The organism is Microbulbifer maximicatervae (SeqCode), from assembly GCF_056232625.1.
Map to the genome: position 1 here is coordinate 2619735 of NZ_CP174324.1, position 23867 is coordinate 2643601.

Below are 23867 nucleotides of genomic sequence, written 5' to 3' on the forward strand. Positions count from 1 at the left end.
CTATGGCTTGTTAGCAGTATGGAGCCGTAGATGATTTTTCTTACCGCCATAGCTTTAGTTGGCAATCTCACTAACCCAATCCCCCCCGGCCTCGATCCCAATAAACCCGCCCCCATCTACGACAGCCCCGACCTTTACGGAGCAGAACCCTCGGTCATTGCCTTGGACTTATCCACTATTAAAGCGAAACTGCATGGTCTTGGGTTTAATCCCATCACGCATATCGAATTTGTGGGCGGAAGATGGAAAATCCAGGCGGTCTACGGAGGAGAATTGAGGGCTCTGGAAGTGAATCCGGACAATGGAATAATTATTGCTGACCGGCCAGCCAATTAATCGCTGTTTAAATGTTAAAACTAAACCTCTAGGTCCAAACTGGTCACAAAAATTTACAGTGATATGCAAACATTGGTTTTTTAACTAAGGGATCTATTCAGTGAATAGAGTCCCGGTATTGCAATGGTGTCATTCCTTTCCAGCCCCGATAGGCCCGAATAAATGAATTTGGTTCTTTGAATCCCAACATAAAAGAAATCTCACCCAGGTGAAGGCTGGATTTGGCGAGGTAGTGATCAGCCAAACTTGATCTAACTCCCTGCAATACTGTCTGGAAGGATTGATTTTCCTCCCCCAGTTTCCGCTGCAAAGTCCTTTTACTGATAGCCAAGCGTTCAGACACTGCTTCGACAGAACTCTCACCGGCCGGTAGTAACTCCATCAATATTGAACCTACCCGCTCTCCCATTGTGGCTTCGCTATCCAGATCCTTGAGCTGTTGACTCAATTTACCTTCAAAGAAATCCCACATAGGGGCATTGGCAGTCAGAAATGGTTTTTGTGCATCTTGCGCTGAAAAACAAATTCTCACCCGGTCTGACTGCTTAATTGAACAACCAAAAAACTCCCGATAAGGCGTTTGATCTTCAGGCAGCTGCGGTAGTGCCAATTCCAATGGTTGAATTTCCTCCCGGGTTCCCAACCGAGCCAGGCGGATATAGAAAATCAATTCGCTCAGGCCCAAAGCTTCAGGAATATTTCCATCACTTCCATAGCACTCTAAATTGAGCTTGGTGTACTCATCAGTAATATCCAAGTGCAATTCCATGGGGCCGATCAATGGTTTGTATTGCTGTATCCGCCGTAAGGCTTGATTCAGATTTGTACTGCACAGGCTCGCAAATATGGGAGGGTCAAATGACTCAGCCGAAAGGTGCTCCGCCAGTAAAAGTGGTAGTGGCCGATCCTTAGAGGCCCGATCAATACCACACCAAAAACGGAAATATTCCACCGGAGTGAGTGTCACAGCCTCCCGCTGTAACAGGTCCGCAGGTAACCCGGCATAGGCAAGAGCCAGCGCTGTATCGATATTCATATCGTGTAATATCAACTTCCAGCTGGGAGGTACCAGGAATTTCGCTGCACGTTTGATCATTACCGGACCTGCCTGCAATTAAGACTTTTCCATCGTCTGACGGGAAAACTTCAGTACCATTTTACGGGGCAGTAAAGGCATTATCCAATTCAGAAACAACTTGAGCCGTGTCTCATTAAAAGCAACCAGATCTCCCCGCTCCATTGCCTGATAGCCACATCTGGCAACAGACTCAGCCGAGCGGGCATTTTTCCAAATATCGACACCCTGAAGATCACCAGCCGCCACAAACCCTGTTGCAACAGCACCAGGGCACAAAGCCGTTACTGTTACACCTGTGCCTTTCAACTCTTCCGCCAGTGCCTGGCTAAATGAAGTTACATAGGCTTTAGTTGCGTAGTAAACCGCCTGTAAAGGGCCGGGAATAAAAGAGGCTGTAGATGAAACATTAAGAATATGTCCACTATTGCGGCCAACCATCCCCTTTAAATACAGGTGGGTGAGATTGGTAAGGGAAACCATATTCACCTGCATCATACCCTGCTCAGCTTCCAAATCCCTTTGATGGAAAAGACCATGACCACCAAAACCTGCATTGTTGATTAAGGCGCCAATCTCCACACCCTCACTTTGGGTTCGCTCAAAAATTCTCTGCGCGGACATGGGGTCAGAAAGGTCTTCGGCAATAACCATTGCCTGGATACCAAACTCCTTCTCCAGCTGCTGTTTGAGTGCTGAAAGCTTCCCTTCAGACCGAGCAACCAGAACCAAGTTGCCACCCTTAGATGCATGTATCCTGGCTAGTTCAAGGCCGATGCCACCAGAGGCCCCAGTAATAAGTGCCGTTTCCATCTATCTGTCTCCCAAGCGTTAATCTTGAAATCAGTATATGATCAGAAGGCGCCAACTAAGAATCCGATGATGCCAAGTAACTATCCAATCGTGACATCATTGATTAGTAGAGTGTCGGTCTTAGAGTCAAATCATTTAAAAGAAAAGGGTTTTACCCCTACTTCCTCTTACCAATAATTAAAGTATTGTCCTCGACGGAGTAGCTGGGAACATCTAGGTCAGCAATGTACCAGGATTGACTCCTACCATTGAGGTCAAAGATCATATACTTCTCCCAACTCTCCCACTCACTCTCAACACACTGTAGCGCCCCAGCTAAGTCCTGCCCCTCAATAGAAACACCCTCTGACAAATACGTAAATTCAGAACATGGGATTATCGAGCGATAGTAATCACGCTCGGCTAGCCTAGGTACACCATCCTCAGAGTTCACTTGAAGCATAAACACTTTTATTTCATGATCTAGTCGGTCCTGAGCTTTAGGTGGCTGCTTTCCATGTTTTTTAGGTTCAACTAAAACATCAAGTTGCTCTAGAACTTCATCTCTTGGCTTAACAATAATTAAACGATACCACGACCAATCTAGGGAGATCATGGTATCTTCTCTAATATCATCAAGATCTATATATAAAAAATATTCCCTATCTGCTACTGAGTTTGGAAACAAGGATAAGAAAAATGGAGAACCACCTAGAGCAATACCTGTAATCACAAGAAAACCCATGCAGCCCCACAAAATCTTTTTTCGAAGCCCATCCATTGCCAACATCCGTAAGTCCTGCTTTTTAAAAAACTAGAAAGCTAGGTTTGTAGTTCAGTAAAGAATCCAAAAAAATTGCAAGCTAAAGACCTCCCCCCATTAGCAGCCACCAACGCGTGTAGATATAAGAAATCTAGGGGATGCGGCACGACCACCTGAAAAGGATTGGCCTTAGGGCGCTGCTAAAGCGTAAGCTTTGCGCGAATACTCTTGCATTTGCTGGCGGGCACTGACACTCAACCCGGAACCGGGATCCCCCGCTAGGTTGTCGAGAGGTAAAAAGGCATTCAGGCGAGCGGTCACTAAAAAGCGGCGCGCTTGCTGGAGGGGTACTTGTTCAGCCTCGGCGTACCTTTCCGCAAGTTCATCATGTTCACCGGCCAGGACTTCTTGAATATATTTAAGCCCTTGCCGGGCTTCTGCTATCAAATTAGTTTCCAGAACTGACACGGAGCTTCCTCTTTGCTGGCTTATCCCAGGCGCTGCTTGGTGTTATCTATGAACATCAGGTCGACCAGCTCGCCATCAATCATGCCTACCTGTGCCGGTTCGATTTCCTTAACGTAAGCCTCAATAGATTTTCGGGCGATGCTTAAAGCCTCGGCGCTGGGTGGTTCAAACTGAACGTAGATTTCTTTTACCTTGTTAATATACTCCTCGCGGCTTAACTCGGAGTCAAAGTAGGTGCCGAGTATGGAGTGAACCAAGGCATTTACTTCTTCTGCGCTGAATTCCGGTTGGGCGCTGCTGCTAGAAAATGGATCAATAAGTACCAGTGCGCCCAGCTCTTCGGGAATTTCTATAAGCTCCCCGGTTTCAATTCGAATCAGCATGGTATTACCTCCAGCTGTTTGGCTAGCTCTCTTTCAAAGACTTTAAACTGTGAGTAGCAGGGAAAATCTTTTGTACTCATTGCCCACCCCATGCCGCCATCCACTTCGATTCGCGATATATGTTTGAGGCGGTGCTTCACGTGCTTGTGTATATCAATGGCCTTAGCAGTGTATACGCGCTTTTTAAACTCTGCGCCGCGTCGCCGCCTTGTGTCTAGGTCATCCGTTAGCAAATAGAATCCAAAGATAGATATCTTGTCGAGATCGGCAGGATCATTTTGATGGTCGACTGGGCTATAAGCCGCCCCAGGCCGAACGGGTTCACTTTTGCCGCTTTACCTGCGTCGGTGCTGTTGTTTCTATCAGAGAAATTGAGACCGACGACATATCCATCCACGCCAAAGACAATGTGGTAGCTCACTTCGACGTTAAAGAAGGTACCACCATAGCTCACTGCATCGGTTTTTGATTTGATTAAGCTGCGGGTGCCCGGTCATAGCCTTCTTCCTTGAAATGCTATCGAAAATCCTTATCGATTTGGGCGAAGAATATATTGGGTGTAATGAGCTATCAACTTCGGCGGTTCACCAGTGGCCCCTGTCGCCACTTTCAACTATCCACTTAATAGCGGGGGATAGAACAGCGAGACCGATTACGATAACGGTCTGCCAGAGCCCGGAGGCATACCAAGCATACGTTGCCTCCCCAAAGTACTCGAAATCGGGAATGCTAGTCTGCCCCATTCCATATTCGTTAAGCGCTGGTATTAGAGCCCAAAAATTTACAGCCAGTATCAGGCTGCACCATCGAGAAAAAGATCGGCAAAAGTATTTGTAAAAAAGGAATAAAACAGCGTTGCCTATTACGGCTTGAATACCCACTTGAGCAACGGTATCCATGGGCAATCCTGTTTCTTTACTAATTTTCCAGACCCCGGCAAATATCAATACGAGCGGAATAATAAAAAGCCATACGAGGAAATCATTAGAGTTATTGTTGGACATCTCATAAATCTCCTTTGTTGTTCCATCATATAATCTCCCAGTTTTCTGAATTGCAAAGCCCTTAAGGTTAAATTTGAGTGGCGACTCACAAAATATCTGCCTTTTAGTGACTCTTTACTCCTCTGCCAACTCTTGCTTTCTATATTTGGCCTGTATTCAGCACACCTGCGACTTACTGTAATCGGTGGCCCTGACCGTCTCCACAATACTGAGTCCTTTCTCCTCGCGGAAATAGCGCACCAGTTCGTGTCGCTCTCTATCTGCTGGCCTGCCTTGATACTTCCCGTCTTTCTTTGCTGCCAATACCCTGGCGCTGTCGGTGCTGTCTCGATTCATAATCTTTGCGCGCCATGGCGGCCTTTAAATCAATCAGCATATTGTTTATAGCTTCCAACATGCCTTCGACTACCTGGTCACCATTAGACACCCGGCCGCGATCCCGCGCCAGGTAGGAGGTGGGCACATCAAAACTGACTATTCGCAACTTTTTTGCTTCTATCTGGCTTTTCAATTTAGTCCAGTCATTATTGCTTAAACCGGTTATCCGGTCGATTTGCTCCACCAGCAGCGCGTCATTGGGTTAGCTATCGGAAAACAGGCGGTTTAGTTCGGTCCTTTGCAGAGTGGCGCCGCTTTGATTCTCGATATAGTAAGAGGCTATGCGCTGGCCGTAGGGTTCGACAAAGGCGTCGAGGCTATCGCGGGCGCGGTTGGCGTTTTGCTCTTCGATGGGGGCTCGCAGGTATGCGCGAATAAATATAATTATCCCTAATAGTCCCGTTTGAGTTGCCCGATTACATGCTGTCTCTTTTGAGTGGTCGCAAGCTGTTTTTGTGGTTTAGGTTTGGGTGTCTCTTTTGGGGGTGCTTAAAAGGAATAGGGTAGCGTCAACTTTATTTGACGGTGGTAAAATCCACGGAAGGACGCTTGGCAGGAAATCGAAAAGAGATGCCATGCCTAAAAACAAACTAATGGGATCCACAAAGAGAATATATGAAAAAACTAATTGCACTTTCTACGCTTTTGTTTTCTGCCTTTTCGGTTGCTGGAGATAACTCGACCCAGCTCTGCATTGATAACGATATCTGTGTGCCTGCTAAGCAGAAGCAAAATATTGTCGATAACTGTAAATCCCTAATGGAGCTTTCCAAAGAGGAAGTTGCCCTTACGAAGAACCACTTCAATTATGTGGTTCGAAAAATGACCGGGGCAGCAATTAATGGCCAGTGGGTATCCGGGGAGTATTATTCAGTAGACCTCAAGTCTATATCTCTGAGCGATGGCGATGTGGCTCTAATGTGTGTCTACGACTCTAATGACAATCTGGTCCGCATTGGTAAACCAGTGTTTGAAACTGACGGTAACATGAAAATTTACAAGACTGCGCTGGCTACTCTGCAAAAATAACCGCGCAAAATACTAGCCCGTGTCCTCTGAATGATGGCCGGGCGCCCTCATTGACCCAAGCTTCACACTTCCCGCCCTTTCACATTGCTCTGTAGAGTCGCTTAGCCTGCCTCTATTACCTCTTGATATAAAACCTTTTACGAGCTAATGAAGCTTTTTTGTCGAAAGTGTGACTCCGCCTGAGCTGAACGAGTTCATTCGGGAAAGGCTCGATATCTCAGTCAACTCTAACGACTAATTACTCGATGCTATGAAGAGGCAGGAAGACAAAAAAATTATTAGGTATGAAGATAAGTCACATAATAATAAGAAAGATGGTTGAAAATGGCTAACAATGCTAAAAACCAGCTAGAGCTATTTATTGCCGACATTCTCGACGTGGTGCCCTAGGGTAACGTGCTGACAATGGAGCAACCTATATTAACCTATATTCTCCCTACCCAAGCGCCGGGACACACGCAAGTGGGTATGCGGTAACTGGATAGAGGTAACGCCGAGCGCTGACAGCCGCGCGACCATACGCGACAAAGACGTTCTAATGTGTTGCATTGGCCAAGTATGAACCGAGGCCGTGAAGTTTCCCTTCGTGTGCAGATTGTGGCCTTATGACTTTTTCCGGACAACACATAGAGATACTGGAGGCAAATCCTACACAGCTGTACAAGACTGGCACGCCTTCGCGGCACTACCTTTAAAACCAACATCACCGAGCGTCGAGACGAATTCGACCTGATGGATGACACCGAGATCACAGAGCGGGACACTCGCGGGCGTATGATCAATATAATTACTCAAAACTCATTTTTACCTCAGAAAACATCACATCCTTCATCAAGGATTTATAAATTGTGTCCCTTTATTAAAGCGGTAGCGGTTGCCCTAGCAATAAGCTTCCCCTCTTGAAGAAGCTCTCCTTCCAGAAAGCAGACAGTTCCACCTCTAGATACAACTCTGCCAACACCCTCAACTGGCCCCACTTTAGCTGGGCGAACAAATTGAGTCTTTAGCTCTAGTGTCGGAGCAAACTGACCAACATTCAGCGAAAATACAAGTGCAGGACCCATTACGTCGTCGAGCATTGCACATAGAAACCCACCCTGTATTGTTCCCGCAGGGTTTAAGAATGACTCCCTGGCAAAAAATCGGGCTTTCATCTCCATTTTTTCACGTGAATATCTTATTAACTCAAATCCCAGAGTTTTCGCACACTCAGGTACTGTCAGATCTCCTGACTCTACCATTTCGTAGATGTCCATATTTCCTCGCAGAGCTTATCTAATTCATCTAAAGCACACTTCACACCCCCATAAAGACATGTGAAAAAGGCAATAATATTTATAAAATTAATCAGTTACACTGGAATAACTTAAGCCCTCCATCTCAAATCCCCAACTGACAAGAAAGTTTGATTCCGATATAAAAACTCTAAGAATAGAAACGCAAATCCATAAGCGTTGTAAAACTTATCTACCAGCCCAAATTATTGCCCCAACTAAAGCATTACAACCTTCCACTTAACCAAGTAAGATAAGATCGCACTGCGAACTTTAGAATATGCAAATAAGTTAAAAGCAGAAGGTATCAAAAAAAGTTTAGAAACAAGAAGAACACGCCAAAATTTATCATTACCTCTTATTGAGCAGAAGAGTAAAACAAATAAGCTATACGAAACTGATAAGTTAAGCTAAAAACACCACTTAGCAGCTGGTTAACACCAACCATAACACCTAAAACTGACTGGAGGGGAGGTCTTACAGCAGGCTGGCGAGACAATACACAAGCAATCCCTACCAGATTTTTATCTAGCTATTAACCACCTACAATTAATTAAAAATCAAGAAATTAATCTTACTCAAACAACCCCAGCTAAGACTCCTTAACCCGAGCCTTCAATTCACCAGCGGACGCTAAGGCATCCGTATACAAGCGCGCGCCCATTCTGAAATTTGTTTTCTTTAATTTATTTAAAATAGGGGCGACCTCAGTAATAAGCCCACGGCTTTTTGCCATAAGAATAATACCTACCATACCTGCAATTTTGATATTCAGCCTCTCTGCCTCCCGCCTACCCGACCTTTTATCCATAATAAGTAGATTCGCATTTTTCTCCAAAGCCAAGCATATAGCCTCTGTTTCACCTGGATCTAGAGGACTTGAAAAACCAGCGCTTAAAGTGTCAACTCCTTGAGCTCCTTCAACCACAATCCAATTTAAATTCTTAACTTCAGTACAGCCTGGACTGCCATCCCCCAGAGCTGTCAATTCATTATAAACAGCCATGGGTACATACACTCTATTAAAGAGCGATTTCAGTAAATGGATAGCTCCTATTTCAGATAAATATATAATTGCGGTAGTATCACTGACAACAATCTTCCCTGAATCTGCCATTTAGAAGTCCTTTAAATTATCAAGATCCTTTCTTAAGTCTTCCTCATCATAATTAACAAACTGGCCATATTTTTTTAACAACCCATGAAACTCTATCTCTGAAGAACCTAGCATTTTCCCTCCCTGAACACCATTTATCCTCTCCATCTTGTACAAAGACACAGCTAGAATTTCCAACAACTCCTTTTCACTAAGCCCCAAGCATTTGAAAACATCATCATTTATATCCAACCTCATGTAACTCTCCCCAAAATAATCTATTAAACCAAACACCTAAAATTAATAGCGACTAAACCCAAATATAAATTAAACCCTATCTGAATCAGCACTCAACAGACCTTCAGCCAAAGACCAGAATATAACAAGTTGTTAAACTCGCTAAACTTAAAAGCTAATATAAAAACAACTAAATATTTCCTAAAGCTATAAGTGTTCAGCGCAATAAATCAAAAAATAGCTTCTTTCTAAATCTCCATGAGAAACTTAACTTGTAAAAAAGTATATAGAGGTACAGACGCAACTAACTTCAGCACAGAAAAATGCGCCCTATAAGTATCACCATTTCACTGCAGAATCGCACTTACTCAATCGGATGTAACCATTTAACTTTTTACTGAGAAAGAGATACAACTTTATCCTAATCACCCACTTTTCCAAGAAATAGCATTTTAATCTTGGAGGAAACATCGAATTACTGCTTAGAAATACAAGCTCAAAGCTATCCAACAAACTTAAAAAAGTCGATACCCCATAAGTACACCTAAGAACCACATAATCTTTCTGCGGGGATCTCAAAGTGGCCCACAGGATTAGCCGGGTATCCCATAGTAAACCACTTTCCACAAGGCAAAAAAAAGCCCCGCAATTGCGGGGCTTTTTAGATAGGCTTTAAGGCCGGCTTACATCATGCCGCCCATACCGCCCATGCCACCCATACCGCTCATGTCAGGAGCAGCGGGCTTGTCTTCCGGAATTTCTGCAACCATGGCTTCGGTGGTGATCATCAGGCCAGCGATAGAAGCTGCCGCTTGCAGAGCAGAGCGGGTTACTTTAGCTGGGTCCAGGATACCCATTTCCAGCATATCGCCGTACTCACCAGTAGCAGCGTTGTAACCGAAGTTGCCTTCGCCTTGCTTGATCTTGTCAACAACTACGGAAGCTTCGTCACCAGCGTTGGAAACGATTTGACGCAGAGGCATTTCCATAGCGCGCAGGGCTGCTGCGATGCCGTGGTTCTGGTCTTCGTTGTCGCCAGTTACAGAGATAACCTGGGTAGCGCGAACCAGAGCGGTACCACCGCCAGGTACTACGCCTTCCTCTACTGCGGCGCGGGTAGCGTGCAGCGCGTCTTCAACGCGGGCTTTCTTCTCTTTCATTTCCACTTCAGTAGCCGCGCCTACTTTGATTACCGCAACACCGCCAGCCAGCTTGGCTACGCGCTCTTGCAGCTTCTCTTTGTCGTAGTCGGAAGAGGACTCTTCGATCTGTGCACGGATCTGGCTAACGCGAGCTTCGATGTCTTTAACATTGCCAGCGCCGTCAACGATTACAGTGTTTTCTTTGGACAGGGTTACGCGCTTAGCAGTACCCAGGTGCTCCAGAGTGGTACCTTCCAGCTCCAGGCCAACTTCTTCAGAAATCACGGTGCCGCCAGTCAGGATAGCGATGTCCTGCAGCATGGCTTTACGACGGTCGCCGAAACCAGGTGCTTTAACAGCAGCAACTTTAACGATGCCGCGCATGCTGTTAACAACCAGAGTTGCCAGTGCTTCGCCTTCTACGTCTTCAGCGATGATCAGCAGCGGCTTGGAAGCTTTAGCTACTTGCTCCAGCAGGGGCAGCAGGTCGCGGATGTTGGAGATTTTCTTGTCTACCAGCAGGATGAACGGATTGTCCAGCTCGGCAGTCATGTTCTCTTGGTTGGTGATGAAGTAAGGAGACAGGTAGCCGCGGTCGAACTGCATGCCTTCTACTACGTCCAGCTCGTTTTCCAGGCCGGAACCTTCTTCAACAGTGATAACGCCTTCTTTGCCAACTTTTTCCATGGCTTCAGCGATGATGGTACCAACGCTCTCGTCGCTGTTAGCGGAGATAGTACCTACCTGAGCGATAGACTTGGTATCAGCACAAGGAGTGGATAGGCCAGCAATGTGGTCAACAGCTGCGGTTACCGCTTTGTCGATACCGCGCTTCAGGTCCATTGGGTTGAAGCCAGCGGCTACGGATTTCAGGCCTTCAGTTACGATAGCCTGGGCCAGAACGGTAGCGGTGGTGGTGCCGTCACCAGCGGTGTCAGAAGCTTTGGAAGCAACTTCTTTAACCATCTGTGCGCCCATGTTTTCGAACTTGTCGCTCAGCTCGATTTCTTTCGCTACGGAAACACCGTCTTTGGTTACGGTAGGAGCGCCGAAGGACTTGTCCAGAACTACGTTGCGGCCTTTAGGACCCAGGGTAGTTTTTACAGCGTCTGCCAGGATGTTTACGCCTTTCAGCATTTTCTGACGAGCGTCGTCACCAAAAATTACGTCTTTAGCTGCCATGATTCTTATTCCTCAAATTCTTTTTGCGAGTAAAGTTAAAGGCTGGCCTTAGCCTTCCAACACGCCGTAGATGTCACCTTCGCTCATGATGATCAGCTCTTCGCCTTCCACCTTGAGGGTATTGCTGTCGGCATAGCGACCGAAAACAACAGTGTCACCTACCTTCACAGACAGTGCGCGAACGTCGCCATTGTCCAGCTGCTTGCCCTCACCCACGGCTACCACTTCACCTTGGTTCGGCTTTTCTTTGGCAGCGCCTGGCAGCACGATACCGCCAGCTGACATCGCTTCTTCTTCCTTACGGCGTACTACGACGCGGTCGTGTAAAGGACGAATTTTCATGGATAAGTTCTCCATTGAGTCGTTTTAATGGTTTCCAACATGGGCGGCACTGGCCCTTTGGGCCGGTAACCTCACCCCTCTCTGATCCCCAGAGGCGGGGCTTAATTCTCAGTTGAACCCTATCTATGGGCGGGAATAAGGATTTCAACACCATCAGGTGAAAAAACTGCAAAGCAAATTCTCATCACTGACATTTTGTATATTTTTTAACCCAATCAGGACTTGGGGCGCTTATCTTCAACGGAGTGTTGATTCTCTCCGGGGCGCTTCTCATCTTTTGAATACTCCCCCTCGATAATGTCGTCACCACGCTTGTGATTTGGCGACTGGTTAAAATTCTGCGGGGGAACCACCTTGACGTGGCGAAGGATAAAACCGAGCAACAGGTTCCTGAGCCCCGGTATTAGGCAGATAAAGCCGAAGAAATCAGTGATAAAGCCCGGGGTGAGCAACAGCACACCACCTACCGCGAGGAATATCCCTTCAACCATCTCTTTGGCGGGAATATTTCCAGCCTGCATCTTCTCCTGGGCCCGCATCAGGGTAGAGATCCCCTGGCGGCGAAGCAGTGTCACTCCTACCACTGCGGTCAAAATGACCAGGCCGATCGTTGGCAGGGCGCCAATTTCACTCCCTACGGCAATCAACACCCACATTTCGAGTACAGGTAGGGCTATAAATAGAAGTAATAATGGGCGCATTGCGGAAATTCCTAGTTAACCAGCTTCGCTGAGAGCCGGGACGATCACGGTTTTTTCAATATGCTGTAGTAAATGGAGTGGGGAGGCAAATTATTCAAGGGCGCCTTATTCCACCCCACAGTAACTGGAGAGAGGAAGGATTGAATGGCAAGCGAGCAACAGGATGCTATAGAAGTGCCAGCCATCGGACGCAGTCGCCACTTAGTGGACGATATATTGGCGAAAGCGGACATTCAAATTAACGGGGAAAGACCCTGGGACCTGCAACTCCACCGGGAAGCAGCCCTTGATGAGGTCATCGCCCGGCACAGCTTGGGCCTGGGTGAGTCCTATATGCGCGGCGATTGGGATGTCCAAGACCTGGATCAATTCTTCCACCGGTTACTCAGTGCTGAGATTCATCACAGTATCAAGAACTGGCGCTACTTTTGGCGCGCCACACGCAGCTATCTGATGAATCTACAGAGCAAAAACCGCTCGTTTAATGTGGGAGAGCAACACTACGATCTGGGCAACGAATTCTATAGTGCCATGCTCGACAATCGGCTTACGTACAGCTGCGGCTATTGGAAAGAGGCTAAAACCCTCGACCAAGCCCAGGAAGCCAAGCTGGACCTGATTTGCCGCAAGCTGGAATTGAAACCCGGGATGCGCTTGCTGGATATTGGCTGTGGCTGGGGCAGCCTGGTTAGCTATGCCGCGCAAAAGTATCAAGTGGAGTGTGTTGGGATTACGATTTCCCGAGAGCAAAAAGCCTATGTGACAGAGCGCTATGGTGAACTGCCAATTACTGTTCGCCTTCAGGACTATAGAGAACTCAAAGAACCCTTCGACCGCATCGCCAGCGTAGGGATGTTTGAGCATGTCGGCCGCAAGAACTACCGAACATTTATGGAAACAGCAGCGCGCTGTCTGAACAAAGATGGGTTGATGATGCTGCATACGATCGGCAACAACCAGCGCACCGCATCTACGGACTTGTGGACAGAAAAATATATATTCCCAGGTGGTGAGCTACCTTCCGTAGGACAGCTGGGCGACGCGACCGATCGCTTGCTAGTGTGCGAAGACCTGCACAACTTTGGATACTACTACGACAAAACCCTAATGGCCTGGCATGAAAACTTTGAGAAAAACTGGCCGCGCTTTGCCGATCGCTACGGCCAGCGCTTCTACAGGATGTGGCGCTACTATCTACTATCTTACGCCGGTGCATTCCGGGGGCGCACACTTCAGCTATGGCAGCTAATGTATTCGAAGTTCCGCGCCGATGGTGTTACGCGTTTGAGTTAAAGCACTATTTGCTGTAGATCCAGAAACTAATTACAGAATCAAAAAAGGGTGAACTCAGTTCACCCTTTTTATGCTGGGGTAGAGGGAAGCTTACAAGCGCGCTCCGCCATCAATATCCATCACTCGACCGGTGACGTAGTCGTTCTCCAGGATAAACGCTACTGTCGAGGCGATCTCATCCTGCTCACCCAACCTGCGCAGGGGCACTTGTTTTACCAGACTCTCAAGAATCTCAGGGCGCATTTGCGCAACCATATCGGTGCCGATAAAACCCGGGGCAATCCCGGCAACACGCACGCCGTAGCGCGCCAGTTCGCGTGCCCAGGATACCGTCATCGCTGCAACACCCGCTTTACTGGCGGAGTAGTTGGTCTGCCCCATATTGCCCGCACGGGACAAACTGGAGATATTGACCATCACCCCGCCCTTGCCGCTTTCCGCCATAATGCCCGCTGCAGCACGGCCACAAAGGAATACACCGGTAAGGTTCACATCGATCACAGACTGCCACTGTGCCAGAGACATGCGATCTGTCACTTTGCCGTCTTTACACTTGAGCAACATGCCATCGCGCATAATGCCGGCGTTATTAATCAGAACCTGGAGTCCGCCAAAGTCTGCTGCGATTTTCGCAAAACCGGAGTCCACCGCTTCTTCATCGGCAACATTGATCAAGTAACTGCGAGCTTCTGCACCGAGCTTTTCACAAGCTGCAACGCTGTCTTTCAGGCCTTCCTCATTAACATCGATCAGGGCCAGGCGGGCGCCCCGCGCAGCCAGATACTCGGCCATGGCTCGGCCCAACCCCTGGCCCGCACCGGTAATCGCAACAATACTGTCAGCGATTTGCATATTGAACTCCTCGTCGTCGCTCGTTTTTTAGATTTATCGTTTATGACTGCCTTCGAACCTGCCCTATGCAGGCTCGAGGGGGAATTACCATTCGTAACCTACACCAACGGTCACTTTGGTATCTTCTTTTTCACTTTCCAGGGAGGGCGTATTGTCGTACTGCCACTCGTAACCGATCTCCATCAGCACGCCTTCAACCAGCGGTGTGCGCACCCCCAGCTTGGCGTTAGCTTCGTAGTCGTTACTGTGATCAAAGGATTGTAAGGTTTCCTGGTCGAAATAAATTTCCGGCCCAAGGGAAAACTTGTAGCGGTAGTTAAGTGCAATTCGACCGGCGACATAGCGCTCATCCTGGTCTTCACTCAACTCTTCGTCGATAAAACTCTCATGCAGGCTACTCACACCACCTTCGAGGGAAAAAGTGGTTTTACTGGTATCGTAAAACAGATAACCCATACCGAGACCGAGCGTAGTGCCCAGGTCTAAGTTCTGAGCCTCTTCCCTTTCCAACTCACTGTTAGCCGCGGCAAACCACTTCTCAGCAAATATCCAGCGAAGATCATAATTGAGCTGGTATTTTTCCAGGTCACCGTCTTCTTCACTTTCCTGGTTCTGGTAAACCGCCCCCACCAGGTGGTTAAAATCTCCATGGCGGATATCCAAATTAATATTGGCATCGAGGTCTTCACGCTCACGGTTACCGCTCTCAAATACGCCCCCGGCGGTAACATTACCGCTGAATAACACCGGACTGGTGGTAAATGTGCTGTAGGGTTCTGCCCGCTCAATACCGGGGAAGTCGATCAGCCAACCGCGCCCTTCAGCACAGTACACTTCCCAACGCTCCTGGCGGTGGCCAGCCAAGGTACAGGGTTCATCCCTGCCGGCAATTTTGATATCGGTATCGACATCCATCGACACAACTTTGGATTTGTCGACTTTAACTTCACCAAAAGTCTCTGACTTCCAAGTGACCTGATCCTTCTCTACCAGCACCAACTCGCCCTGAATACGATCGCCATTTTCCAGAGTCAGCACACCGGCATGGGCCTGGAAGGGCACAAGAAACAAGAGAGTTCGAGCAAAGAGCTTGGGGAGTCGTGTCGATAAAACCACTAAGAAACCTTGGACTTTTTAGGTGTATGAACGGTGCAAACAGCCTCAACAATCGCACCATGATGCCATAACTAGAATCATGTGGCACGCCGTCACAGCGGAGGCTTTCGCGCCCTGGGGACTGTGACCTTGCGAGCTGGTAAAGTATCCATAAATGGCGAATAAAAATCTCATTTTCAGGAGATTACAAAGTAAAAAATTGCGCCCAGTTGGCGTAATTCGCCGATATTTAGAGCTTTTTATGGAAAAACAGAACTCCCTGGAAAGAATATGCCAAGCCTTGGCGGCGATCCCCAAAGGGCGGGTTGTCACCTACGGGGACTTGGCTGAGATGGCCGGCTACCCACGCGCTGCGAGACTTGCAGGTCAGACCCTGCGTAAATTACCCCGGGGTACCAAGCTACCCTGGCACCGGGTGATCAACGCCCAGGGGCGCATCTCCCTGCCGGAACCCGGCGCCAGCCGCCAGCGTGAAAGACTGGAAAGAGAGGGGGTCATACTGCTGAAAGGGCGAGTGGATATGGGCAAATACCGCTGGAAACCTTAGCCCCAATCGCAGACAGAAAACTACGCTATCTCATCAGCCCCCCAGGGCGCGACCCAAAATAGCAGGATCATTCCAGGCACCGCCAGAACGGCACACAGGAGAAAGAAATGTGTCCACCCCATTCCCTCCACCAAATAGCCGGTGGAGGCATTGGCGAAGGTGCGCGGGAGCGAGGTCAAGGCAGTAAACAAGGCAAATTGAGTCGCGGTGTGCAACTTGCTGGTAGTTCGGGCGATAAATGCAATAAACACCGCTGTCCCCAAGCCCACCCCGAGATACTCAAAGGCAATTACTATCGCCAATAGCCAGAGGCTAGGATTGAAATCTGGTGTGCCCACCAGCTCGCCATTCACTTCAGACAAAATCATAAACCCGAAAATTGAAACCAGCTGTACTACCCCGAAAATCCATAGGCACTTATTAATCCCGATCTTCACAATTAATAAGCCGCCAAAGAAACCGCCAATTACCGCAGGCCACAAACCGGCATTCTTTGCCACTATGCCGATATCCGTATTGGAATATCCCATATCCAGGTAATAGGGCGTCGCCAGTGCCGTAGCCATGCTATCGCCAAGCTTGTACAAAAACATAAAGGCCAGTACGAGCACCGCCTGTTTTACGCCATTGCGATTAAAGAATTCGACGAAGGGTAAAACAATGGCCTCGCGCAAAGATTTAGGACGACCTGCTGGATGGTCTGGCTCAGCCACCATCAAGGTCATAAAGACGGCGATCAACATAAAGGCCGCAGTAATCATAAACACCTGGTCCCAGGCCAGGTGATCCGACAGGATCAAGCTGAGGGATCCCGGAATCAAGCCGGAAATACGATAGGCGTTAGCGTGAAAGGAATTGCCCAGGCCCAACTCCTGGTCCGGCAGAATCTCTCGTCGGAAAGCATCCAGGACTATATCCTGGCTGGCGCTAAAAAAAGCCACGGCAAAGCAAATTGCGGCAATTGACCAGATATCAAACTGGGGACTGAACATCCCCAGGACGCCAATGGAAACAATCAGTAACAGCTGCATTACCAGCATCCAGCCCCGCCGGCGGCCTAGCATCGGGAATGCGTAGCGCTCCATCAATGGAGACCAGATAAATTTCCACGTATAGGGCAATCCGAGCAATGCAAAAATACCGATAGTGGCCAGATCCACGCCTTCGGTACGCAGCCAAGCGGGCACCAACTGTATCAATACAAAAAGAGGCATCCCCGAAGAGAAACCGGTGCCAATACAAATCAGCATACGCCGATTAAACACCGCCTCCCGGATGGTTTCGTGGGCCATAGTTTGTCGCTTTTATTCGCTGAGCATCATCTACCAGTGATACCCGACCCAACAGGCAACAGACACACTATCAAACATAAGGGCGAGTCTATGGAGGGGTGGGGTTCACCTTTACAACCACCATAGACACAAGCCGGGCAGAATGCCCGGCGAAGAGTTTTGATATGACATAGGGATTTAGAAAAGAGCTGAATTCAGGATGTACTCTTAGAGAGGAAATAGCATCCCTGTAAACCTTAGGTAGTGCCCGCTCCCGGCTGCACTTCTTCTCCCGGCCAGTCGCGCTGCTCGCGGCGCCAAAAATAAATGGACAGCGCAATGGCTGGAATTCCCATAAGCGCCGCATAAATAAAGAAGTAGGCGTAGCCCTGAGCATCCACCACTATGCCGGAAAAACCACTGATAAATTTCCCCGGCAAGGTCATCAGGGAGCTGAACAAAGCATATTGAGTGGCGGTATAAGCTTTATTGGCAAGACTGGAGAGAAACGCGATCAGTATCGCATTGGCAATTCCTCCACTGATGTTGTCCGCACTAATTACCAGCGCCAACCAGGCTTTATCGGGACCGATCACAGCGAGCTGGGCAAATAACAGGTTGGTACAGGCGACCATAACCGAACCCAGTATCAGCGGACGCACAACACCGTATCGCACCACTAACAGCCCACCTAGAAAGGAACCGATAATGGTACAGAAGAAGCCAAACAGCTTACTGATTTCAGCGATTTCCGTTTTGGTAAAGCCCAGATCCAAATAGAAAGGATTGGCCATCACCCCCATCGCAATATCACTTAAACGGAAGATGCCGATAAATAACAACAGAATGATTGCAAAGCGGCCATTGCGCTGAAAAAACTCGATAAAGGGGCAGGCCACGGCGCGAATAAACCACTGCTTCATGCGACCATGCTCCCCCTTGCCCAACAGGCGCTGGGCCCACTCGCTTTGCAGCTCATCGGCTTCTTTGTTTACCTTGCTGTGATCGGGCTCGGCAATAATCAGAGTGGTAATCAGGCCCACGCCCATCAACCCGGCCATCGCAAGATAAGCACCGGACCAGCTAAAGATATCCGCAATAAACAGGGCGCCTGCTCCGGCTATCAGCATTGCCACCCGATAGCCAAATACATAATTGGCAGCCATAGCGCCCTGATAGTCGTCATCCATGGCCTCAATTCGATAGGCATCAATCGCCACATCTTGAGAGGCCGAACAGAAAGCGACCCACAGGGCCAGCAGGGCCACGTGCATCAGGGAGAGCTGGGGATTTACACTGGCCATACCTATCAGGCCAATCGCTATCCCGATTTGGGATACCAGCATCCAGCCCCGACGCTTGCCCAATTTGTCCGTGAAAAAAGGCAGACGCAGCTGATCGACAATAGGGGCCCAGAGAACCTTGATCGAAAAGGTAATCCCCACCCAGGCAAAAAACCCGATGGCGGTACGGCTGACACCGTAGTCCCGCAGCCAGGCAGTCAAAGTAGAGAAAACCAGCAGTAATGGGAGGCCGGCGGAAAAGCCGAGGAAAAACATGGTGAGTACACGGGGCTTCAAATAAGCGGCCAGCGCTTGCCCCCATGTCATTTGTTTTTGTAAGTTGGTCAAGCGCGGGCCTCCAGAGCCTCAGCCGCTGCAACAGGTGTTCCTGCACAGCGGAGTATTAAATTAGTTTATTTACTCAGTGGCCCCACAAAACTTCCAGCTCCGCTTCGGCCAACTTATTGGCATTGATATTGAAGCCAACTTTAGCAGGAGAAGTGTTTTCATCCAGCGGCAGGGATTCCACTTTCAAGGCATAGACACGAAAACGATATCGATGATCCCCGTGCCCCTTGGGCGGGCAGGCACCACCGTAACCGGAATTACCATAATCATTGCGCCCCTGCACTGCTTCTGGAATCAGGCCGTTTTTCAGGTCACCGGCCCCTTCCGGAAGATTGGTAGTATCCACTGGGATATTAAATACCACCCAGTGCCACCAACCGCTGCCGGTAGGCGCGTCGGGATCGTAAGCGGTAATAGCAAAACTCTTTGTGCCCTCCGGCGCCCCACTCCAGCTCAATTGGGGAGACAGATTCTCACCGCCGCAGCTGCCATAAACATGAGCCATGGGCATTTTCTTTCCAGCTTGCAGGGAGCTGGATGACAGTGTCAGCTTCTCTGCAATCGCGTTGGTTCCAGTCAGCGACAGCGCAGCAGCACAAAGCAGCCCGGCCAAACCCCGGCCGCCCTTTTTCAATAAATGGCTCATATCCCAGTTCCCCTTTTAGTTTTCTTCACTGGACAGCAGTGGGCCCACTTTGTCCAGATCCATATTTCCGCCGGTCAGAACAACCACGACATTCTTATTGCGAAAGCGCGCGCTGTGCTCAATGATCGCAGCGAGACCCACCGCAGCCGACGGTTCTACCAGCTGTTTGGTTCGCGTCCACAATAGCCGCATCGCATTGACGATACCAGCTTCGCTGACTGTCACAATATCCCGCACCGTGCGCTCAATAACGGCGTAATTTTTGCCGCCCAATGTTGTGCGCAGACCATCGGCGATCGTATCGGGTTGTTGTGTGGTGATATGAACGCCACCGCGCAGTGAACGCTGGGCATCATCCGCTCCGGCGGGTTCCGCACCAATTACCAGGATATCGGGGGCAAGCGCAGCCATAGCCAATCCCACGCCGGACAAAAGTCCACCGCCTCCCACTGGCGCCACAATAACGTCTGGAGCAAAGCCCTGTTCGCGGCTCTGCTTGAGCACCTCCATGGCTACGGTGCCCTGCCCAGCAATAATGCGCTTATCGTCATAGGGCGGGACTTCGTGCGCACCGGTTTCCTCAAGTACCTTTGCCAAAGTGGATTCGCGATCAGCCAGGCTGGGGCCCGAAGTCACCACTTTGGCACCGTACCCCTCAACCGCCATGCGTTTTGTCTTGGGAGCCGTTTCGGGCATCACCACCGTGCAGGCCAATCCCCGCTGGGCTGCTGCCCAGGCGAGCGCCGCACCGTGATTACCGGACGAATGGGTGGCAACTTCCTCGACCCCGTCCGGGAGCAGCGAAAGCGCATTAGCCGCGCCCCGCGCTTTAAAGGCACCCACTTTCTGCAAGTGCTCACACTTAAACCACAAATTGGCGCCCGTCAGCTCGTTCAGCTGCCGAGAGCTGAGCAGAGGGGTCTCGTGTACCATGCCTGCAATATTTTGTGCGGCACTAAATACATCCTCACTGGCAGGTATCTCGTTGCGATCCAGGGGCATAACACTGTGTATCCTTTTCGACTACATGGGAATAATCCAGCTTATCCACCGCCGATAACATCCAGTGTTCTACGGAGCAGGCACAGTGGAAAACCGTGCCTGTCGATAAGGAATTATTTGCTGAGCATACGCAGGAATTTCATTTTCCTGTCGTTGAAGGGTGCATATCGTATATCGATATCGAGGATATTTCTGCGCCGCATTACGGCCTTGTAATGACTGAAAGTGCGGAAGCCATGCTCTCCATGGTAGGACCCCATACCGCTGGCACCGACGCCTCCAAAAGGCAGGTCCTGGGCCAGCATAAACATCATGCAGTCATTCACGCAGGCGTTGCCGGAGCTGCAACGGGATAGAATCCGATCCGCCAATGCTTCATCCTGGGTAAATACATACAAGGCCAGGGGCTTCTCTCGCTCATTGACAAACTCCTCCGCTTTGGAGAAATCATCCAGTTCAATAATGGGGAGTATCGGGCCAAAGATCTCCTCCTGCATAACTCCCGCAGAGAGATTGACGTTGCGCATTATGGTGGGCGCCATATAGCAGTCGTCCACATCGACTTCACCGCCAAATACCACCTCTCCATCCCCCAGGTAATCCGACAGGCGAAGGGTGTGCTGGCTGTTAATAATGCGCCCATAGTCGGCAGATTCTCGCGGATGCTCCCCATACATTTCCCAGAGCACCCGCTGCAACATGGGGGTGAGCCGATCGGCTGTACGCCGACTACAGAGAACATAATCCGGGGCGATACAAGTCTGCCCCGCATTGGTAAATTTACCCCAGGCAATTCGCCGTGCAGCCACTTCCAAGTTGGTATCATCGGCAACAATACAAGGGCTCTTTCCGCCGAGTTCCAGGGTTACCGGAGTCAGGTATTTAGCCGCCGCACTCATTATGATTTTGCCGACCCGGCCACCGCCGGTGTACATAATATGGTCCCAACGCTGCTCCAGCAGCGCCGTGGTTTCTGCCACACCTCCTTCGACACACGCAAAGGCATCGTTGTCGAGATAACGCGGTAACAATTCTGCGATTAACCGGGAGGTTGCTGGCGATAACTCAGAGGGCTTTACCACCGCACAATTGCCAGCGGCAATCGCCGGTACCAGCGGCGATAACAATAATTGCAGCGGATAATTCCAGGCACCGATAATCAGCACAACACCCAACGGCTCCGGTTGCACATAGCTCTTGGCCGGCTGGGTCATCATCGGCGATTGGACCTTGCGCGGGCGCACCCACTTCTTCAGGGACTTCAGGGTGTGATCGATATCGTTGTAGAGAAATGAAATTTCAGTGAGGTAGCTTTCCTGGGGAGCTTTGCGCAAATCATCGCGAAGGGCTTGGACAAAATGTGCCTCGTTCTCGGAGATCATCTTGCGCAGCTGAGACAGTTGCTTGCGCCGCCAACTCAATTCAGTGGTGCTGCCGCTGCGAAAATAGGTTCGCAAGCCCGTCACTAATGTGGCTGCGTTCCAATCGTTTGCCCTAGCCAGATCTGACAACATTTGCGGTTCCAATACCGAAACTTCCAAACCCTACTTCCTCCAATGAGTATAAGCCGTCGCAGGCAATGACTAGCTTCGCTTTATTGATATGGCAAAGCACCGAAGTCCGGCCGCTGGGGCGCGCAATTTCGTAGGAAGGGGGGGATAAGTCAAGATAGGAAGGAAAGAAAATTTTGAAAATGGCGACAAATTCAACAATCGCCCCAGAAGACAAAAGTAGCTCTGGGGCGGTGGTACAGGCATTACGGAGTTATTCAGAGGCTCCTTAAATAAACAGAACCAGAAGGGCCAAACCAGTGATCCACAGAAGCAAGGTTCTGGATAGCAGCGCTTGAAGCCCCTCAATCTCCGCACCACTTTGGCGCTGCATCTGAGACAGATCGGAACCACCACTGCACTCACTGGCGTCAATACCGCCGAGAGCTCCTTCCAGGTAAGCCTCGAGAACCTGATCGGTATGGCTCTCACGACACATCAACACCCGGCGCCAGGCGCGGTAACAACCGGCAAAGTTACCCACAATGGCAAAGCTCAGCCCCATCACACGGACCGGCAGCCATTCCAGCAACCACAACCAACGCGCCGCCGTCGCCTCATCGGAGGAGCCCCGAGTATTTTCTGCGTATAAAGCACTCAAGCGGAAGAGTACTGCCCCGGGAATACCCAGCAAAATAAACCAGAACAGCACAGCGAAGAGTCTCTCAAAGGCGCAGTAGGCAGCGCCGCGAAATACCTGTTCATGCAGACAAGTGTCATCGGAGGGCGCTTCGTGTAACTCGCGCAAAATGGGCGCCGCCGCTTTGGTGGCACCTTCCAGGTCTCCGCTATACCAGTGGCGCAGGTAATTTGCGACGATATCGTTGAAGTTGCCGCGACCGAGACAATAGAGCAGCAGTGGCACCCCCAACAGCAAGTAGCCCAGACCACCCGCAGCGCCCTCTGCCAGCGTCATCACAATTGCAGAGATCAATACTGGAACCAGGATAGTGACACCAAGCAGCAGGCCGCTATTGCCATTAATGCTGGGCAACGCCTGTAAGTACTGACTCCAGCGACTGAACCAACCATCGCGATGTAACGGAGCCCCTGAGCCCCAGATTTGCACCAGGGCAACGGTGATCAGAACAATTAACAGAGTCATAAATAATCCGAGACTGTTTCAGTTATCAAAATCGTGCTGCGGCTCCTGTTACAGAAACCCTTCCCACTTTTAAGGTCCGCTACTGGGTATCAGACGATTTCTTTCAGCTTGTTGAGGTAGCGCTCCCAGTCAAACCCCGGACCCGGGTCCAATTTCCTTCCGGGAGCAATATCCGAATGACTGGCAATTCTATCGATATCGATAGCGGGATAAGCTTGCATAATCGCAGCACTCACCTCGGCAAGTGCGTGATATTGGGAGTCGGTGTAAATATCGGTATCCAAACCTTCCAGCTCAATACCAATGGAAAAATCATTGCAATTAGTGCGACCTTTAAACTCGGACTTGCCCGCGTGCCAGGCACGCCGATCAAGGGGCACGTATTGAGTTACCAGGCCATCGCGGTCGATCAAAATATGCGCAGACACCTGTAACGCAGCAATATCGGCAAAATAGGGGTGCGCATCGATATCCAACTGCCCCAGGAAAAAGGCATCGATGTAGGGGCCGCCATACTGTCCGGGCGGCAAGCTGATACTGTGAATCACCAATAGATCCACCGCACAGTCTTCCGGGCGGCTATTGCAATGAGGACTCGGAACCCGGCGCGCGCCCGCCAACCAGCCAGACTCCACTTGATATTTCAATCTGC

27 protein-coding genes are annotated in these 23867 nt (G+C 49.6%); 4 read left to right on the forward strand and 23 right to left on the reverse strand.

Annotated elements, in window-relative coordinates; genetic code table 11:
* Positions 1 to 30: 30 nt before the first annotated feature.
* Entirely contained in the window at positions 31 to 336 is a 306-nt protein-coding gene (locus ACJJI6_RS11400) for a hypothetical protein (RefSeq protein ID WP_413664728.1), read from the forward strand.
* Between the two features lie 97 nt (positions 337 to 433).
* On the opposite strand, the gene ACJJI6_RS11405 is transcribed toward ACJJI6_RS11400, so the two are convergent.
* The 8 genes from ACJJI6_RS11405 to ACJJI6_RS11440 all read right to left on the reverse strand — a co-directional run bounded on the left by ACJJI6_RS11405 (position 434) and on the right by ACJJI6_RS11440 (position 5383).
* Positions 434 to 1432 (reverse strand): AraC family transcriptional regulator, encoded by a 999-nt coding sequence (locus tag ACJJI6_RS11405; RefSeq protein ID WP_475710457.1) that lies wholly within the window; start codon positions 1430 to 1432, stop codon positions 434 to 436.
* Between the two features lie 18 nt (positions 1433 to 1450).
* Positions 1451 to 2224, reverse strand: a complete 774-nt coding sequence (locus ACJJI6_RS11410) for an SDR family NAD(P)-dependent oxidoreductase (RefSeq protein WP_475710459.1) — start codon at positions 2222 to 2224, stop codon at positions 1451 to 1453.
* 157 nt (positions 2225 to 2381) lie between these two features.
* Entirely contained in the window at positions 2382 to 2993 is a 612-nt protein-coding gene (locus ACJJI6_RS11415; RefSeq protein WP_475710461.1) for a hypothetical protein, read from the reverse strand.
* Between the two features lie 162 nt (positions 2994 to 3155).
* The gene (locus ACJJI6_RS11420; RefSeq protein ID WP_475710463.1) at positions 3156 to 3434 is read right to left on the reverse strand and encodes a hypothetical protein; all 279 of its coding nucleotides are present in this window, start codon (positions 3432 to 3434) and stop codon (positions 3156 to 3158) included.
* Positions 3435 to 3454: 20 nt separating this feature from the next.
* Complete coding sequence (locus ACJJI6_RS11425) at positions 3455 to 3817, reverse strand: hypothetical protein (protein ID WP_475710465.1); 363 nt, start codon at positions 3815 to 3817, stop codon at positions 3455 to 3457.
* A gap of 226 nt (positions 3818 to 4043) precedes the next feature.
* On the reverse strand, positions 4044 to 4271 hold the full coding sequence (locus ACJJI6_RS11430; protein WP_475710467.1) for a hypothetical protein: 228 nt from the start codon (positions 4269 to 4271) through the stop codon (positions 4044 to 4046).
* A 130-nt stretch (positions 4272 to 4401) separates the two neighbouring features.
* The gene (locus ACJJI6_RS11435) at positions 4402 to 4821 is read right to left on the reverse strand and encodes a hypothetical protein (RefSeq protein WP_475710469.1); all 420 of its coding nucleotides are present in this window, start codon (positions 4819 to 4821) and stop codon (positions 4402 to 4404) included.
* 256 nt (positions 4822 to 5077) lie between these two features.
* On the reverse strand, positions 5078 to 5383 hold the full coding sequence (locus ACJJI6_RS11440; RefSeq protein ID WP_475710471.1) for a recombinase family protein: 306 nt from the start codon (positions 5381 to 5383) through the stop codon (positions 5078 to 5080).
* Between the two features lie 431 nt (positions 5384 to 5814).
* Here ACJJI6_RS11440 and ACJJI6_RS11445 point away from each other — a divergent pair, with 431 nt between their 5' ends.
* Complete coding sequence (locus tag ACJJI6_RS11445) at positions 5815 to 6228, forward strand: hypothetical protein (protein WP_475710473.1); 414 nt, start codon at positions 5815 to 5817, stop codon at positions 6226 to 6228.
* 839 nt (positions 6229 to 7067) lie between these two features.
* Here ACJJI6_RS11445 and ACJJI6_RS11450 read toward each other — a convergent pair.
* From ACJJI6_RS11450 to ACJJI6_RS11475, 6 genes are all read right to left on the reverse strand, one after another.
* Positions 7068 to 7484: a PaaI family thioesterase gene (locus tag ACJJI6_RS11450; RefSeq protein ID WP_475710475.1), complete on the reverse strand. Its 417-nt coding sequence runs from the start codon at positions 7482 to 7484 to the stop codon at positions 7068 to 7070.
* 610 nt (positions 7485 to 8094) lie between these two features.
* Complete coding sequence (locus ACJJI6_RS11455; protein ID WP_475710477.1) at positions 8095 to 8619, reverse strand: PIN domain-containing protein; 525 nt, start codon at positions 8617 to 8619, stop codon at positions 8095 to 8097.
* The gene (locus ACJJI6_RS11460) at positions 8620 to 8856 is read right to left on the reverse strand and encodes a UPF0175 family protein (RefSeq protein WP_475710479.1); all 237 of its coding nucleotides are present in this window, start codon (positions 8854 to 8856) and stop codon (positions 8620 to 8622) included.
* A 662-nt stretch (positions 8857 to 9518) separates the two neighbouring features.
* Positions 9519 to 11159: a chaperonin GroEL gene (gene groL / locus ACJJI6_RS11465; RefSeq protein ID WP_108732154.1), complete on the reverse strand. Its 1641-nt coding sequence runs from the start codon at positions 11157 to 11159 to the stop codon at positions 9519 to 9521.
* A 48-nt stretch (positions 11160 to 11207) separates the two neighbouring features.
* Positions 11208 to 11501 (reverse strand): co-chaperone GroES, encoded by a 294-nt coding sequence (locus ACJJI6_RS11470; RefSeq protein WP_020412315.1) that lies wholly within the window; start codon positions 11499 to 11501, stop codon positions 11208 to 11210.
* 215 nt (positions 11502 to 11716) lie between these two features.
* Positions 11717 to 12202: an FxsA family protein gene (locus tag ACJJI6_RS11475; RefSeq protein ID WP_444906126.1), complete on the reverse strand. Its 486-nt coding sequence runs from the start codon at positions 12200 to 12202 to the stop codon at positions 11717 to 11719.
* A 144-nt stretch (positions 12203 to 12346) separates the two neighbouring features.
* On the opposite strand from ACJJI6_RS11475, the gene cfa reads away from it, so the two are divergent.
* Positions 12347 to 13495, forward strand: a complete 1149-nt coding sequence (cfa, locus tag ACJJI6_RS11480; RefSeq protein ID WP_475710481.1) for a cyclopropane fatty acyl phospholipid synthase — start codon at positions 12347 to 12349, stop codon at positions 13493 to 13495.
* 90 nt (positions 13496 to 13585) lie between these two features.
* Here the strand turns inward: cfa and ACJJI6_RS11485 are convergent, their stop codons facing one another.
* Together ACJJI6_RS11485 and ACJJI6_RS11490 are read right to left on the reverse strand one after the other, a co-directional pair.
* Positions 13586 to 14347, reverse strand: coding sequence for an SDR family oxidoreductase (locus tag ACJJI6_RS11485; RefSeq protein ID WP_475710483.1), 762 nt, complete (start codon positions 14345 to 14347; stop codon positions 13586 to 13588).
* Between the two features lie 84 nt (positions 14348 to 14431).
* Complete coding sequence (locus tag ACJJI6_RS11490; protein WP_475710485.1) at positions 14432 to 15463, reverse strand: DUF481 domain-containing protein; 1032 nt, start codon at positions 15461 to 15463, stop codon at positions 14432 to 14434.
* A gap of 241 nt (positions 15464 to 15704) precedes the next feature.
* Here ACJJI6_RS11490 and ACJJI6_RS11495 point away from each other — a divergent pair, with 241 nt between their 5' ends.
* A complete protein-coding gene (locus tag ACJJI6_RS11495; protein ID WP_413664717.1) occupies positions 15705 to 16010 on the forward strand; it encodes an MGMT family protein in 306 nt (101 codons plus the stop codon).
* Positions 16011 to 16030: 20 nt separating this feature from the next.
* Here ACJJI6_RS11495 and ACJJI6_RS11500 read toward each other — a convergent pair whose 3' ends face one another.
* The 7 genes from ACJJI6_RS11500 to ampD all read right to left on the reverse strand — a co-directional run bounded on the left by ACJJI6_RS11500 (position 16031) and on the right by ampD (position 23862).
* Positions 16031 to 17302: an AmpG family muropeptide MFS transporter gene (locus tag ACJJI6_RS11500; RefSeq protein ID WP_475710487.1), complete on the reverse strand. Its 1272-nt coding sequence runs from the start codon at positions 17300 to 17302 to the stop codon at positions 16031 to 16033.
* 236 nt (positions 17303 to 17538) lie between these two features.
* Positions 17539 to 18912, reverse strand: a complete 1374-nt coding sequence (locus ACJJI6_RS11505; protein WP_413664715.1) for an AmpG family muropeptide MFS transporter — start codon at positions 18910 to 18912, stop codon at positions 17539 to 17541.
* A 73-nt stretch (positions 18913 to 18985) separates the two neighbouring features.
* Positions 18986 to 19558, reverse strand: coding sequence for a YbhB/YbcL family Raf kinase inhibitor-like protein (locus ACJJI6_RS11510; RefSeq protein ID WP_413664714.1), 573 nt, complete (start codon positions 19556 to 19558; stop codon positions 18986 to 18988).
* 15 nt (positions 19559 to 19573) lie between these two features.
* A complete protein-coding gene (locus ACJJI6_RS11515) occupies positions 19574 to 20560 on the reverse strand; it encodes a threonine ammonia-lyase (RefSeq protein ID WP_444894885.1) in 987 nt (328 codons plus the stop codon).
* Between the two features lie 113 nt (positions 20561 to 20673).
* Positions 20674 to 22101 carry an aldehyde dehydrogenase family protein gene (locus ACJJI6_RS11520; RefSeq protein WP_475710490.1) on the reverse strand — a complete coding sequence of 476 codons (1428 nt, stop codon included), beginning with the start codon at positions 22099 to 22101 and terminating at the stop codon, positions 20674 to 20676.
* A 238-nt stretch (positions 22102 to 22339) separates the two neighbouring features.
* Complete coding sequence (ampE, locus tag ACJJI6_RS11525) at positions 22340 to 23215, reverse strand: regulatory signaling modulator protein AmpE (RefSeq protein ID WP_444894887.1); 876 nt, start codon at positions 23213 to 23215, stop codon at positions 22340 to 22342.
* Between the two features lie 89 nt (positions 23216 to 23304).
* Entirely contained in the window at positions 23305 to 23862 is a 558-nt protein-coding gene (ampD, locus tag ACJJI6_RS11530) for a 1,6-anhydro-N-acetylmuramyl-L-alanine amidase AmpD (protein WP_413664710.1), read from the reverse strand.
* Positions 23863 to 23867: the final 5 nt, after the last annotated feature.